Origin of the sequence: Pseudomonas sp. M30-35, assembly GCF_002163625.1 — a bacterium.
Lineage (GTDB): Bacteria > Pseudomonadota > Gammaproteobacteria > Pseudomonadales > Pseudomonadaceae > Aquipseudomonas.
Window position 1 is genome coordinate 3,571,073 of sequence record NZ_CP020892.1, and the last position, 14,516, is coordinate 3,585,588.

The window sequence follows — 14,516 nt, forward strand, 5'->3', positions numbered from 1 at the left end:
CGGACCAACGCGAAGCTTGTCCACCAGACATCAACAAACAACCAAGCTCTGCGCCGCAAACGGCGGACAGAAAAGCGCTGTCCGCCCTTGTATCTCGACTACTGCTTATTTTAGAGCGATAGTTCCCGATTGATCCTCGGGGGAGCGAGTGCAAGCCGTGTCCGCCCTAAAGCTTCGAGCTTGTAACGTAGATAGCGCTGCACTCCTCCGCACTCATCCAGTAAGTCCGAACGGTATCCTGAGCCTCGAGCTCGCATCAGCAAGGTTGGACGGATGAAGTGATGATCGACCTAACTCAATGAGGAGTAAGCGTCATGACGATAGTTGTCGGCATCGACATAGCTAAACAGACCTTCGATATCGCCACTCTGCAAGATAACGGCAAGTACCGCACCAAAGCCAAGCTGAGTAATAACGCTGCGGGCTTTGAGGTCTTTCGGCAGTGGCTGCTTAAGCACGCTGAAGCCGATGCCTGGGTCGTAATGGAGGCCACTGGCATCTATCACGAAGCTTTGGCTGAGTGGCTGTTTAAGCTGGGTTACCGTGTTTGCGTCCTTAACCCCGCACAAATGGCCTATTACGCTCGCAGCCAGCTGCAGCGGGTAAAGACGGATAAAGTCGATGCCAAGCTCATCGCTGACTATGGCCGCAGGCATCAGACCGAACTACGAGCTTGGCAGCCTGAGCAGCCTTCTATTCGCCGTCTGAAAGCGTTAGTGCGCCGTTTGAAGGATTTGCAGGAGCTGGAGCAAATCGAACAAAACCGCCTAGATGTGACCAACGAACAGAAGGTCAGGGCGTCAATTGAATCGGTGCTTGAGCACTTGCGTCAACAAATCGATGAAACGCTAAAGGCGATCAAACAGCACTTCGATGACAACGACGATCTACGCGGCCAGCGAGACCTGCTAACCAGTATCGACGGCATTGCGGACAGAACCGCAGCGCTTGTACTGGCGGAGTTGGGCGATATCGAACGCTTCGAAAGCAGCCGTGCGGTCACGGCCTTTGCCGGACTTAATCCCAGGTTACAAGAATCAGGAATGCTCAAAGGTCATGTGCGGATATCGCGCATGGGCTCAGTTAGGTTACGCGCCGGGCTTTATATGCCAGGTATCGTATCCATCACTCGTAACCCCGCTATTCGGGCACTGGCTGAGCGAATGAGAGCCAATGGCAAAACGGGTAAACAGATCATCTGCGCAGCTATGCGCAAGCTGCTCTGCATTGCCTACGGAGTACTAAAATCCGGAAAACCATTTGACCCTCTTCTCGCTATTGCAAGATGAGGATCAAGACGGTATCTACGGAATAAACATCAGCCGCGTAGGGGGTGACAACGCGAAGCTTGTCCACCAGTCATCAACAAACAACCAAGCTCTGCGCTGCAAATGGCGGACAGAAAAACGCTGTCCGCCCTTGTATCTCGACTACTGCTTATTTTAGAGCGATAGTTCCCGATTGATCCTCGGGGGAGCGAGTGCAAGCCGTGTCCGCCCTAAAGCTTCGAGCTTGTAACGTAGATAGCGCTGCACTCCTCCGCACTCATCCAGCAAGTCCGAACGGTATCCTGAGCCTCGAGCTCGCATCAGCAAGGTTGGACGGATGAAGTGATGATCGACCTAACTCAATGAGGAGTAAGCGTCATGACGATAGTTGTCGGCATCGACATAGCTAAACAGACCTTCGATATCGCCACTCTGCAAGATAACGGCAAGTACCGCACCAAAGCCAAGCTGAGTAATAACGCTGCGGGCTTTGAGGTCTTTCGGCAGTGGCTGCTTAAGCACGCTGAAGCCGATGCCTGGGTCGTAATGGAGGCCACTGGCATCTATCACGAAGCTTTGGCTGAGTGGCTGTTTAAGCTGGGTTACCGTGTTTGCGTCCTTAACCCCGCACAAATGGCCTATTACGCTCGCAGCCAGCTGCAGCGGGTAAAGACGGATAAAGTCGATGCCAAGCTCATCGCTGACTATGGCCGCAGGCATCAGACCGAACTACGAGCTTGGCAGCCTGAGCAGCCTTCTATTCGCCGTCTGAAAGCGTTAGTGCGCCGTTTGAAGGATTTGCAGGAGCTGGAGCAAATCGAACAAAACCGCCTAGATGTGACCAACGAACAGAAGGTCAGGGCGTCAATTGAATCGGTGCTTGAGCACTTGCGTCAACAAATCGATGAAACGCTAAAGGCGATCAAACAGCACTTCGATGACAACGACGATCTACGCGGCCAGCGAGACCTGCTAACCAGTATCGATGGCATTGCGGACAGAACCGCAGCGCTTGTACTGGCGGAGTTGGGCGATATCGAACGCTTCGAAAGCAGCCGTGCGGTCACGGCCTTTGCCGGACTTAATCCCAGGTTACAAGAATCAGGAATGCTCAAAGGTCATGTGCGGATATCGCGCATGGGCTCAGTTAGGTTACGCGCCGGGCTTTATATGCCAGGTATCGTATCCATCACTCGTAACCCCGCTATTCGGGCACTGGCTGAGCGAATGAGAGCCAATGGCAAAACGGGTAAACAGATCATCTGCGCAGCTATGCGCAAGCTGCTCTGCATTGCCTACGGAGTACTAAAATCCGGAAAACCATTTGATCCTCTTCTCGCTATTGCAAGATGAGGATCAAGACGGTATCTACGGAATAAACATCAGCCGCGTAGGGTGGACAACGCGAAGCTTGTCCACCAGATATCGACAAACAACCAAGCTCTGCGCTGCAAATGGTGGACAGAAAAGCGCTGTCCACCCTACCGTTGACTGGACTTAATCCTGCTTCCAGCGTTGCGCTGCTTGTTGGTCGCTGCAACGCCCCTCGACCCAGCGCGGGCCGTCTGCGGTGTCTTCTTTTTTCCAGAATGGCGCACGGGTTTTCAGATAATCCATGATAAAGGCACAGGCCTCGAAGGCTGCGTCACGATGAGCACTGCTGGTTCCGACAAACACAATCGGTTCACCGGGTTCCAGCCGGCCAATGCGATGGATCAACTCGACCTTGAGTAACGGCCAGCGCTCGGCAGCCTCATCAACAATTTTGCCAAGCGCCTTTTCGGTCATGCCGGGAAAATGTTCGAGGAACATGCCGCCGACATCACGTCCATCGTTGAAGTCGCGTACATAACCCACAAAGGTCACTACGGCGCCGACACCGAGATTTTGCGCGTGCAGTGTGTTGAGTTCGACTCCAGGGTCGAACGCATCAAGCTGAACCCGAATGCTCATCGCTAGCCTCCGGTGACCGTTGGGAAAAACGCCACTTCATCACCTTCAGTCACGGCTTCATCGAGGCTGCACAGCTCTTGATTGCGCGCGCACATTAAATTCTGCTCAGCCAGCACCTGCCAGACGCCACCGCGCGCCAACAAAAACTCACGCACGTCGTTAAGCGTGGCGAAGCTGGCACTGTTGCTCAGTTGCTCACCATCAAGGCCCAAGGCTTCACGGTAGCGGGCAAAGTACTGCACACGAATCATTGTTCACCTTCCACTTGCAGCGCGTCGTGTTTGAAGTGCCCGCTCTTGCCGCCGATTTTTTCCAGCAAGCGCACGCTCTCAATCGTCATGCCACGATCAACCGCTTTGCACATATCATAAATAGTCAGCGCAGCGACGCTGGCGGCGGTCAGCGCTTCCATCTCCACCCCGGTTTGCCCGCTCAGTTTGCATCGCGCCTGAATACGCACGGCGTCGGTGCCCTCGGCACTCAACTCAACTTTGACGCTGGTTAGCATCAGTGGATGACACAGCGGTATCAGGTCTGAAGTTTTTTTCGCCGCCTGAATACCCGCGATACGGGCGACCGCGAAGACATCACCTTTCGGGTGGTCACCTTCGACAATCATTTGCAGGGTCTGCGGGCACATGCGCACCAGCGCCTCGGCCACAGCCTCACGAACGGTTGATGACTTGTCGCTGACATCGACCATATTGGCACGGCCTTGTGAATCAAGATGAGTGAGCACAGCGTTACTCCGATCTAGGATGGCTCGATTGTAAACCTCAGAGTCAGGTTTCGGCACCCGCGAATATCAATTAGTGTCCAGCTCAGTCCCATAAAAAAGCCCTGCAAGCTCACGCTGGCAGGGCTTCTCGGCTTACCGCGTATTACATGTGGGTTTCTGCGTACTCCGCCAGGATCGAACGCGGTACGCCCTGTAAGGTGATGTGCACACCATGGGAGAAGTCTTTGAATCGCTCCGTCAGGTAGGTCAGGCCAGAACTTGGCGCCGACAAATAAGGCGTATCGATTTGCGCCAGGTTACCCAGGCAAATCACCTTGGAACCGGTCCCCGCACGGGTGATGATGGTTTTCATCTGATGTGGTGTAAGGTTCTGACACTCGTCAATCAGGATCAGGCTCTGCTGGAAGCTGCGTCCGCGAATATAGTTGAGGGATTTAAACTGCAGTGGCACTTTCTGCAGAATGTAGTCAACACTGCCATGGGTGTTTTCATCTTCCATATGCAGGGCTTCAAGGTTGTCGGTAATTGCGCCGAGCCATGGCTCCATTTTCTCGGCCTCGGTGCCCGGCAAGAAACCAATTTCCTGATCGAGCCCTTGCACGCTACGGGTCGCGATGATGCGTCGGTAACGCTTGCTGACCATGGTTTGTTCAATGGCTGCAGCCAAGGCCAGAATGGTCTTACCCGAGCCTGCCGCACCCGACAGGTTGACCAGATGGATGTCCGGATCAAGTAAGGCATAGAGCGCTAACGCCTGATAGATATCGCGCGGTTTGAGCCCCCACGCCTCCTGGTGCATCAATGGCTCCTGATGCAGATCCAGAATCAGGATCTCACCTTCATCGATCTCCTTGATCCAGCCGACAAAGCCTTGCTCATCAATGATGAACTCATTGACATGAACTGACGGCAGGTTGTCGGTGAGCTGCACACGGTGCCAGGTTTTGCCATGGTCCTGGCGGGTTTCAACTTTACTCACACGGTCCCAGAAACCGCCTGACATGTTGTGATAGCCCTGCGACAGCAGGGAAACGTCATCAACCAGTTGGTCAGTGTGATAATCCTCGGAGTCAATGCCACAGGCCCGCGCCTTCAAGCGCATATTGATGTCTTTGGTGACCAGCACCACTGACAATCCCGGACGTCGTGACTTTAGCTCGACCAGTTGGTTGATGATTTTGTTGTCATTGAGGTCTTCCGGCAGCCAGGTGACAGGGGCTGCGCTTTTGCTCATCAGAATCGATAAAAAGCCGCATGCGCCGCTCTTCTCACGCTGAATCGGTACGCCGTGCTCCACTTCTTCAGGTAATGCGCTCCCTAGAATCTTGTCGATCAATCGGATCGCCTGACGGCATTCAGCAGCTACACCTTGCTTACCTGTTTTGAGCTTGTCCAACTCCTCCAATACAGTCATCGGGATGGCGACGTGGTGTTCCTCGAAATTGAGCAACGCATTGGGGTCGTGGATCAACACATTGGTATCGAGGGCGTAGAGGGTTGGAGCGGTGGGCTTGCAGCGTCCGTGGTCATCCATACTCGTTCACCTTCTGGTAGAAGCTAAGCAACGGAATGCCAGATCAGCGCTCCGCTGCACAGGACCGCCGACTTCTCAGGGGCGTCTGAGAAGCTGCAAACAAGGTGAAGAGCAATATCGCCACCTGACTGCAGGGTTCGGCGTCTGTCTTCTTTGATACTCCAAAAAACATGACAGTTAAACGAACATTTCAGTTTTTTTATGTTTATTTGTCGGATAGACGAATAGCGCTTGGCGAGCTGGCATTGTGCCGTTAAAGTCGGAAGTCCTATCGCTGCTTTTGTCTGTAAAAATTCCGCTTTTCAGGCATTTCTCTGCACTCTGTCACAGCCTTACACCCGTCTTAAAAATACGTCTGGGCCTGTAAACCCCCGCTTTGATTGACCACCCTCCTGCACTAACCGTCTTTAATCTGCGCCAATTGCGACTTATAGCCATCGGCTATCACCAGAGAAAGCCCCACGGCGGTTGATATCTCGCCCAGCGCAGGCCCGTGTGACTCATGTTTGTGTAGTGAGAGCCAATGCGGCCGGTGCGTGGCCATGTACCAATGCAGCTCTCAACGCCGCTCATTTCGGTCTTCCGCCTATCAGGCAATGCTTAATAAGCTTTGCGTATTGGCTTAATAGCTAGAGTCCGGGTACTCGCTGGCCTAAAATCCCCCCAGACTTTAAGGAGCAGACTTTATGCTGATGGTGATTTCTCCGGCGAAAACCCTCGATTACGAAACTTTGCCTGTGACCGAACGCTTTACCTTGCCGCAACATCTCGAGCATGCCAGCGATTTGATCAACCTGTTGCGCGATTACTCACCGCAGCAAATCGCTGAGCTGATGCATTTGTCGGACAAACTTGCAGGCCTGAATGCTGCCCGCTTTGGCAGTTGGTCAGCGAAGTTCACCCCAGAAAACGCTAAACAAGCATTGCTGGCGTTCAAAGGTGACGTCTACACCGGCTTAGCCGCAGACGACTTCACAGAGAGCGACTTTGACTTTGCCCAGCAGCATCTGCGTATGCTCTCGGGGCTTTACGGCCTCTTGCGCCCGCTGGATTTAATGCAGCCTTATCGGTTGGAAATGGGTACCAAGCTGCAAACCCCACGCGGCAAGGATTTGTATGCCTTCTGGGGTGATCGCATCAGCGGTTGGTTGAATGAGGCGCTGGCCGAGCAAGGCGATGATGTCTTGCTCAATCTGGCTTCAAATGAATACTTCTCAGCGGTTAAGCGTAAAGCACTCAATGCCCGTGTGATTAACACCGAGTTCCGTGACGAAAAAAATGGTGAGTACAAAATCATCAGCTTTTACGCCAAAAAAGCGCGCGGTCTGATGGCCCGTTACGTGATCAAAGAAAAAATTTCCGACGTGCAGGGCTTAAAGGATTTTAGCGATCAAGGCTATCGCTATGCGCCAGATCGCTCGAAACCTGACAATCTGGTATTCCTCCGCGAGCAACAAAACGCCTGACACCTCTCCTCTTCCAGCGGGTTGAATATTCAACTCGCTGCGCCTCTTCGCCCAGCAATACTTGGTGTATCACTTAACTAACGAATAGTTCAGTGGATATTTAAACAAGCAAAACACCACACTAAATCTCCCTCGCATTAGCAGCTCAGCAATTACAAATAGCCACTACTCATTGCCATCAAAGTGCAACTACTGTGCAACCACAGCTAACGATTAATCCTCGCATAAAGTTGACGAACGGTATGAACTTACAGAATTTTCCTACACTCATATTCGGCGTAACACACTTCTTCGCGTAACTTTCAACGCGAACCAAACTGCCATTAATACTTGAACTAATACTCGAGGTAACGGTTCACCTGAACAATGCTAGACAGACAACTAAAAATTAGATGCCTAGTGGCAGTTTGCTCCTAACCACCTCTTTTCAAAGAGTTTTGCAGACCGTAAACGCATAACTCAGAAACTGAGGAATTAACAGTAGTTGCCTGATAACGCCCGTTATTCGAGCGGGCGCCCATGCGGCTGTAATAAGTAGGCGAAATAACAAATCAGGTAGGGAACAGCAACTTAATATTCCCGAAACTTTATTAATTCTGTAATAGATGAATGAGGTAAAGACCATGCGCATTAGTATTTTTGGTTTAGGTTATGTCGGCGCCGTATGTGCCGGTTGCTTGTCCGCTCGGGGCCATGAAGTTATTGGCGTTGATATCTCCGCCAACAAAATCGATCTGATCAACAATGGTAAATCGCCTATCGTTGAGCCGGGTCTTGAAGCACTCCTGCAACAGGGTTTAGCCGCAGGTAAGTTGCGCGGTACGACTGATGTAGCCAGCGCAGTTGCCGACAGCGAAGTTTCATTCATTTGTGTCGGTACCCCGAGCAAAAAGAATGGCGATTTAGAGCTGAACTACATCGAAGGCGTCTGCCGCGAGATCGGCATGGCCATGCGCGATAAAAGCGCTCGCCACACAGTCGTAGTGCGAAGCACAGTCTTGCCAGGCACCGTACGCAACGTGGTGATTCCAATTCTTGAAGACTGTTCTGGCAAGAAAGCTGGCGTTGACTTCGGCGTTGCAGTGAACCCGGAGTTTCTGCGTGAAAGCACCGCGATCGCGGATTACGATTTCCCGCCCATGACGGTAATTGGTGAGTCGGATACGACCTCTGGCGACCTGCTGGAGAGCATCTACAGCGAGCTGGATGCACCGATCATTCGCAAAACCATCGATACCGCCGAAATGATCAAGTACACCTGCAACGTTTGGCACGCTGCCAAGGTGACCTTCGCTAACGAGATCGGCAACATCGCCAAAGCGGTCGGCGTCGACGGTCGCGAAGTGATGGACGTTATCTGTCAGGACAACAAGCTCAACCTGTCTAAATACTACATGCGCCCAGGCTTTGCGTTTGGCGGCTCATGCTTGCCAAAAGACGTACGCGCCCTGTCCTACCGCGCCACTTCCCTGGACGTCGAAGCACCGCTAATCAGCTCACTGATGCGCAGCAACGTGGTCCAGGTGCAAAAAGCCTTCGACATCATCTCGCGCTGCAACAAACGCAAAGTTGCATTGCTCGGTCTGAGCTTCAAGGCCGGCACCGATGACCTGCGTGAAAGCCCTTTGGTTGAACTGGCTGAAATGCTCATCGGCAAAGGTTACGACCTCAGCATTTTCGACCGTAACGTCGAGTACGCCCGTGTTTACGGGGCGAACAAAGACTACATCGAGTCGAAAATCCCCCACGTTTCCTCGCTGCTCAACAGCAATTTTGAGCAGGTCGTAGGCGAGGCCGATGTGATTGTGCTGGGCAATGGCGACAAAGACTTTGCACCGTTGGCTGACGAGAAATTCGAAGGCAAACAAGTCATCGACCTGGTTGGTTTCATGACCACAGCAACCCGCAGCGGCGCCGAAGGCATCTGCTGGTAAGTCGCGCTTTTAGTCATGAACCCACCCTGGCATGCGCCATACCGCGCATGTCCAGGGTGAGTCCAGTGGATACGATGGAAACGCATATGGATAAGCTCAAGACAGGCCTCTTTGAGGCTGCTGGCTGGCTGTTTTACCTGTCATTACTGATGTTGCTCGCCTTGGCATTGCCGACCAGTACCTTCGACCCTGAATCGAAGCACTATCTGCTGCTGATTGGCGCCGTCGGTATCTGGCGTTATTCCATGGGTGCCATACATTTTGTACGTGGCTGCCTGTTCCTTTATTTGGTTTACCCCTATTACAAGCGCAAGGTTCGTAAGCTCGGCGCGGCTGCCGATCCATCACATGTATTTTTGATGGTCACCAGCTTCCGTATCGATGCGCTTACGACTGCGATGGTCTACCGCTCGGTCATTCGCGAGGCCATCGAGTGCGGTTACCCGACAACCATGGTTTGCTCGATCGTTGAGCTCTCCGATGAGCTGTTGGTGAAAAGCATGTGGGAGAAAATGAATCCTCCCGCCCACGTCAAACTCAACTTTGTACGTATTCCCGGCACCGGTAAACGCGACGGTTTGGCTTATGGCTTCCGCGCAATTTCTCGACAGCTGCCAGACAACAAAGCAGTGGTTGCAGTGATTGATGGCGACACCGTGCTGGATGTCGGCGTCGTCCGTAAAACCGTGCCGTGGTTTCAGCTGTTCCCCAATGTGGGCGGCCTGACCACCAATGAGTTTTGCGAGGTTCGTGGCAGCTACATCATGAGCGAATGGCACAAGCTGCGCTTCGCTCAACGTCACCTGAACATGTGCTCGATGGCCTTATCAAAACGGGTTCTGACCATGACCGGGCGGATGTCGGTATTTCGCGCTCAGGTGGTGACCAATCCTGAATTTATTGCCGATGTCGAAAGTGATCACCTGGAACACTGGCGCCTGGGTCGTTTTCAGTTTCTAACCGGTGATGACAAGTCCAGCTGGTTCAGTTTGATGCGCCTCGGCTACGACACGTTTTACGTGCCCGATGCAGCAATCAATACCGTGGAGCACCCACCGGAAAAGAGCTTCATCAAAGCCAGCCGCAAGCTGATGTTCCGCTGGTACGGCAACAACCTACGACAAAACTCACGCGCGTTGCGTCTGGGTATCAAACGCCTTGGCGGCTTCACTAGCGTGGTCTTGTTCGACCAGCGGGTATCGATGTGGACGAGCTTGCTCGGGTTGGCCGTCGCAGTGATTGCCAGTATCAAGTACAGCCCATCATTCATCGTCATTTACCTGCTGTGGATCGGTCTTACACGCCTGATATTGACGCTACTGCTCAGCCTCAGTGGCCACCGTATCGGCCCTGCTTATCCAGCGATTCTTTATTACAACCAGATCGTCGGCGCGATGGTGAAGATCTACGTGTTCTTCCGTCTAGACCAGCAATCCTGGACCCGTCAGCCAACCAAGCTCAACCGAGACCTTGCCAGCTTTTCGCGCTTGTTCAACAGCTGGTCTTCGCGAGCCATGACTTTTACTGCCACCAGCGTATTCATCGCCGCGCTTCTTGCGTTGGTGTGATCAGAACTGAATAGGAAACCTAACCCATGAACACAGCCGTCAACGTTAACGTGGTCCATGAATCGGAAGCTCAACGCCAGCATGCCCGGGTCAAAATCCCAGCAACCTTGCGCTATATCAACAAAGCACGCGAACAGCTTGAGGTGCGCGTGCTCGATATGTCGGCCGGTGGTTTCAGCTTTTCCAGTGAAAAAAACCAGGCCAATGCCAATGTCGGTGACTTTCACAAAGCACGGATGCAGTTCCAGCTGGACAGCCTCAACCTGAGCCTCGATATCGAGTTTCAGGTGTGCTCGACCGACCCGATCAACAATCGTGTGGGTTGCCAGTTCCACAACCTCAAACCTCGCGAAATCGCCACCTTGCGTTACCTGATCAGCGCGCACCTGAGCGGTGAAATTGTCTCGACTGGCGACCTGCTAAACACCCTGCAACGTGAGAACTTCACCAAGCCGCGCAAGCAAGGTAATGGCGGTGGCATGAGTGTGTTCGGTCGAATTAAAGCGGTGACATTCAGCGTCGCCATCTTCGCGGTGGGTGTGGCCGCCTTTGGCTACATTTTCAAATCCATTTATGGCCTGTACTTCGTCACCCACGCCTCTTCCGGCATGGTCAACGTACCCAGCTTGAACATCACCATGCCACGTGAAGGCACGGTGCAAAGCCTGGTCGGTGCCGACGGCATTATCAACAAAGGCGCGCCTGTTGCGACGTTCTCCGCGAGCATGCTGGAAATGCTCAAAGGTCAACTAAGCGATGAACAACTCACGCCGAGCAACATCGAGCAACTGTTCAGCACGCAAATGAAAGGCACCTTGACCAGCCCATGCAACTGCAAGATCGCCCGCCAGTTGGTCGCCGACGGCCAGTTCGCCAGCAAAGGCCAAGTAATTTTCGAAATGGTCCCGCAGGACAGCAAAGCCACAGTATTGGCCAGCTTCCCTTACCGAAAATTTGCTGAGGCTCGCCCTGGCACGCGAATCAAGTTCTGGGTCGCCGGCGAAGACCAGCCACGCAGCGGCAAGATCCTCAGCACCAACCTGCACGATGGTGGCTTGTCATCCGATATCCGCGCCACGATCGAGCCGGATAGCACCTTGCCAAGCACCCTGGCTGGCCAGCCTGTTGAAGTCGAAATTGATCGCGGCCCATCGCTCGATTGGTTGATCAATAAAGCAACAGCAGCTGGCTACTAAGGAGGGCTCACACGTGGCTACTGCTCATCCTCAACTACTTATGCTCGCAGCCGCCGTCACCCTGGCCGGTTGCGCAGGCTTGCCAGACCAACGTCTGGCCAGCGAAGCGCTGAAGCGTGGAGATACCGCCACGGCTGAACGCAACTTCCAGCAACTGGCTGAGCTGGGTTATGTCAACGCACAGGTGGGTCTGGCGGATATGAAAGTCGCCAGCGGCACTGAGGAAGACCTCAAGGAAGCAGAACGTACTTACCGCTTGGCAATGGATCAGTCTCCCCGCGCCAAAGGCCGTCTTGGACGGTTACTAGCGCGCAAGCCAGACAGCAGCCATGCCGAACGCAAGGAAGCTGCGGCATTGCTCAATGAAGCATTTAGCGCCGGCGAACCCAACAGTTTGCTGCCGCTGACGATGCTCTATCTGCAATACCCACAGGACTTTCCCGCTATGAACGTGCAACAGCAAATTTCTAGCTGGCGCCAACAGGGTCTTCAACAGGCCGAGCTGGCGCAAATTCTGTATTACCGCACTCAGGGCACCTACGACCAGCACCTGACTGAGATCGAAGACATCTGCCAAAAGCTGATCAGCGAATCCGACGCTTGTTATGTAGAGCTGGCCACCGTGTACCAAATACAAGGCAACAGCGAGCAGCAAGAGGCGCTGATCGCCAGCATGATGAACCAATACCACAGCCGTGCATTGCCGCCGCGCCGGGTTGAAGCCGTCGCCCAGGTACTCGCCGACGCTGAGTTAGGCAAGCCTAACGAAACGCAGGCCAAAGAGTTGCTTGAAGCCATCGCACCCGTTTACCCAGCCGCCTGGGTAAGCCTTGCGCGACTGCTTTACGACTACCCAACGTTAGGCGACAGCGAAACCATGATGACTTACCTCGATAACGGTCGAGAGGCATCGTTGCCACGTGCAGAGCTGTTGCTTGGACGCCTGTATTACGAAGGCAAGATGGTCCCTCAGGACCCGAAAAAAGCCGAAGAGCACTTGCGCAAAGCCGCTCCAAGTGAACCAACAGCCAATTACCTGCTTGGGCAGATCTATCTGCGCGGCTACTTGGGTGATATCTATCCGCAACAAGCCCTTGATCACTTGTTAAGTGCTGCGCGCAGCGGCCAGATCAATGCCGATTACGCCTTGGCGCAAATGTATTCGCAGGGTAAGGGGATCATTCCCAACCTCAGCAATGCCTATGTCTTCAGTCAGTTGGCTTTGCCGAAGGATACTCAGGCAAGCACTGACCTGGCCAACGAAGTTGCGCAAAAACTGACGCCCGCTCAACGCAGTGAAGCCGAGCAAAAGCTCCGCGAAGAACGCGAATTGCGTGGCACTGCTTTGCAAAACCAAACTCAGTTACAGGCACAGCTTCAATGAATAAGAAACCCTCGATAAAACTCAACACCATCGCCTCAAGCCTGGGTTTGGGCCTGACGTTGCTAACCAGCGCCAGCGCACTTGCAGCGAATGACCCGAGCCAGAACTTCGGTCTCAACGTCAAGATAACCGCACAATCGGAAGATGACCGCGACCTTGGCACCCGCAGTGGCGGCGACGTCAACGGTATCGGTCTCGACGTGCGCCCATGGCTGTATGGCGAGCGCGGCGCTTGGAGTGCGTTTGCGATGGGGCAGGCGGTTACCGCCACCGACATCATCGAAACCGACACCCTGCAAAGCAACTCGGACGACAGCGACAGCAGCAGCGCAAATAGCAATGACGGTCGTGAGCCAGACAAAAGTTATCTGGCCATGCGCGAGTTCTGGGTGGATTACTCAGGCTTGACCGCCTACCCCGGCGAACACCTGCGCCTCGGTCGCCAGCGTGTACGCAGCGATGAGGGCACCTGGTGGGATACCAATATCGAGGCGCTGAACTGGGAGCTCGACACCACCCTGTTACGCGCCAACGTCGGCATGGCTGAGCGCTTCTCCGACTACCGCACCGACCTTGATGACCTGGCCCCGGAAGACGAAGACCGCCAGCATTACTTCGGCGGTGTTTCGGCACAATGGAAGCCCGGCCACTGGGTTGGCCTCAAGGCGCACCACAGCCGCGACAGTGGCAACCTGCCAAATGCCGGTGAAGAAGTTGATGAGCTGAGCAAACGCTACACCGGTGACCTGACTTGGCTGGGCATCAGCGCCGATGGTGATTTTTACAACCGTCGCTCGACCCAACCACTCAATTACTGGGCGCAAGCCACGTGGCTGAGCGGTGATATCAATGAGTTGGAGCAAGCCAATGTCGGCGACCAAAAGCTCGCCAATGGCTCACGTAGCGTTGATGTAAATGCCTGGGCGATGGACCTTGGTCTGCGCTGGAACATCGACCAAAACTGGAAAGTCGGTGGCGCATACGCTCGCGGCAGTGGCGGCGGCGATGACGACAGCTCAGAGCAGTTCCGCCAAACCGGTCTGGAAAGCAACCGCTCCAACTTCACCGGCACCAACGCCCGCCTACACCGCTTTGGTGAGGCCTTCCGCGGTGAGCTGAGCAATCTACAGGCAGCAACCTTATTCGGCTCATGGCAGTTGCAAGACCAATACGACGCCAGCTTGGTTTACCACAAGTTCTGGCGGGTTGATGACAAACAAGACATTGGTGACAGCGGAATTATCGCCAATCTCGAAAGCGGCGAAAAAGACGTTGGCCAAGAGCTAGATCTGGTCGTCACACGTTATTTCAAACAGGGTTTGTTGCCCGCTGCATTGGCCGAACAAGTTGATGAGGGCGCCGCACTGGTGCGTTTTCGTGGCGGTGTATTCATGCCTGGCGATGCCTATGCAAAAGGCACCGACTCAGTCATGCACCGCGCTTTTGTCGACGTTATCTGGCGCTTCTGAGGACT

12 protein-coding genes are annotated in these 14,516 nt (G+C 53.9%); 8 read left to right on the plus strand and 4 right to left on the minus strand.

Annotated elements, in window-relative coordinates:
* Positions 1–314: 314 nt before the first annotated feature.
* Both B9K09_RS16500 and B9K09_RS16505 read left to right on the plus strand, forming a co-directional pair.
* Complete coding sequence (locus B9K09_RS16500; protein ID WP_087516234.1) at positions 315–1,289, plus strand: IS110 family transposase; 975 nt, start codon at positions 315–317, stop codon at positions 1,287–1,289.
* A gap of 357 nt (positions 1,290–1,646) precedes the next feature.
* Positions 1,647–2,621 (plus strand): IS110 family transposase, encoded by a 975-nt coding sequence (locus B9K09_RS16505; RefSeq protein ID WP_087516234.1) that lies wholly within the window; start codon positions 1,647–1,649, stop codon positions 2,619–2,621.
* Positions 2,622–2,765: 144 nt separating this feature from the next.
* On the opposite strand, the gene moaE is transcribed toward B9K09_RS16505, so the two are convergent.
* The 4 genes from moaE to B9K09_RS16525 form a co-directional block, all read right to left on the minus strand.
* Entirely contained in the window at positions 2,766–3,221 is a 456-nt protein-coding gene (gene moaE, locus B9K09_RS16510; protein ID WP_087517843.1) for a molybdopterin synthase catalytic subunit MoaE, read from the minus strand.
* 2 nt (positions 3,222–3,223) lie between these two features.
* Positions 3,224–3,472, minus strand: coding sequence for a MoaD/ThiS family protein (locus B9K09_RS16515; RefSeq protein ID WP_087517844.1), 249 nt, complete (start codon positions 3,470–3,472; stop codon positions 3,224–3,226).
* Complete coding sequence (gene moaC, locus B9K09_RS16520) at positions 3,469–3,960, minus strand: cyclic pyranopterin monophosphate synthase MoaC (RefSeq protein WP_087517845.1); 492 nt, start codon at positions 3,958–3,960, stop codon at positions 3,469–3,471. The genes B9K09_RS16515 and moaC overlap by 4 nt, the downstream gene beginning before the upstream one ends.
* Before the next feature lie 142 nt (positions 3,961–4,102).
* Positions 4,103–5,494, minus strand: a complete 1,392-nt coding sequence (locus B9K09_RS16525; protein ID WP_087517846.1) for a PhoH family protein — start codon at positions 5,492–5,494, stop codon at positions 4,103–4,105.
* Between the two features lie 686 nt (positions 5,495–6,180).
* On the opposite strand from B9K09_RS16525, the gene yaaA reads away from it, so the two are divergent.
* The 6 genes from yaaA to B9K09_RS16555 all read left to right on the plus strand — a co-directional run bounded on the left by yaaA (position 6,181) and on the right by B9K09_RS16555 (position 14,511).
* A complete protein-coding gene (yaaA, locus tag B9K09_RS16530) occupies positions 6,181–6,960 on the plus strand; it encodes a peroxide stress protein YaaA (RefSeq protein ID WP_087517847.1) in 780 nt (259 codons plus the stop codon).
* A gap of 623 nt (positions 6,961–7,583) precedes the next feature.
* Positions 7,584–8,894: a GDP-mannose 6-dehydrogenase gene (gene algD / locus B9K09_RS16535; protein WP_087517848.1), complete on the plus strand. Its 1,311-nt coding sequence runs from the start codon at positions 7,584–7,586 to the stop codon at positions 8,892–8,894.
* A gap of 86 nt (positions 8,895–8,980) precedes the next feature.
* Complete coding sequence (gene alg8 / locus B9K09_RS16540) at positions 8,981–10,462, plus strand: mannuronan synthase (RefSeq protein WP_087517849.1); 1,482 nt, start codon at positions 8,981–8,983, stop codon at positions 10,460–10,462.
* Between the two features lie 26 nt (positions 10,463–10,488).
* Positions 10,489–11,658: a PilZ domain-containing protein gene (locus B9K09_RS16545; RefSeq protein WP_087517850.1), complete on the plus strand. Its 1,170-nt coding sequence runs from the start codon at positions 10,489–10,491 to the stop codon at positions 11,656–11,658.
* 40 nt (positions 11,659–11,698) lie between these two features.
* Positions 11,699–13,042 carry an alginate biosynthesis TPR repeat lipoprotein AlgK gene (algK, locus tag B9K09_RS16550; RefSeq protein WP_087519137.1) on the plus strand — a complete coding sequence of 448 codons (1,344 nt, stop codon included), beginning with the start codon at positions 11,699–11,701 and terminating at the stop codon, positions 13,040–13,042.
* Between the two features lie 14 nt (positions 13,043–13,056).
* Positions 13,057–14,511, plus strand: a complete 1,455-nt coding sequence (locus B9K09_RS16555; protein WP_371917467.1) for an alginate export family protein — start codon at positions 13,057–13,059, stop codon at positions 14,509–14,511.
* The last annotated feature ends 5 nt before the right edge of the window (positions 14,512–14,516 follow it).

Excerpts from the sequence above, each read along its gene's own strand:
- B9K09_RS16515 (WP_087517844.1), bottom strand. The coding sequence starts at position 3,472 with ATGATTCGTGTGCAGTACTTTGCCCGCTACCGTGAAGCCTTGGGCCTT.
- B9K09_RS16505 (WP_087516234.1), top strand. The coding sequence starts at position 1,647 with ATGACGATAGTTGTCGGCATCGACATAGCTAAACAGACCTTCGATATC.
- B9K09_RS16545 (WP_087517850.1), top strand. The coding sequence starts at position 10,489 with ATGAACACAGCCGTCAACGTTAACGTGGTCCATGAATCGGAAGCTCAA.
- alg8 (WP_087517849.1), top strand. The coding sequence starts at position 8,981 with ATGGATAAGCTCAAGACAGGCCTCTTTGAGGCTGCTGGCTGGCTGTTT.
- moaE (WP_087517843.1), bottom strand. The coding sequence starts at position 3,221 with ATGAGCATTCGGGTTCAGCTTGATGCGTTCGACCCTGGAGTCGAACTC.
- yaaA (WP_087517847.1), top strand. The coding sequence starts at position 6,181 with ATGCTGATGGTGATTTCTCCGGCGAAAACCCTCGATTACGAAACTTTG.
- algD (WP_087517848.1), top strand. The coding sequence starts at position 7,584 with ATGCGCATTAGTATTTTTGGTTTAGGTTATGTCGGCGCCGTATGTGCC.
- B9K09_RS16500 (WP_087516234.1), top strand. The coding sequence starts at position 315 with ATGACGATAGTTGTCGGCATCGACATAGCTAAACAGACCTTCGATATC.
- algK (WP_087519137.1), top strand. The coding sequence starts at position 11,699 with ATGCTCGCAGCCGCCGTCACCCTGGCCGGTTGCGCAGGCTTGCCAGAC.
- B9K09_RS16525 (WP_087517846.1), bottom strand. The coding sequence starts at position 5,494 with ATGGATGACCACGGACGCTGCAAGCCCACCGCTCCAACCCTCTACGCC.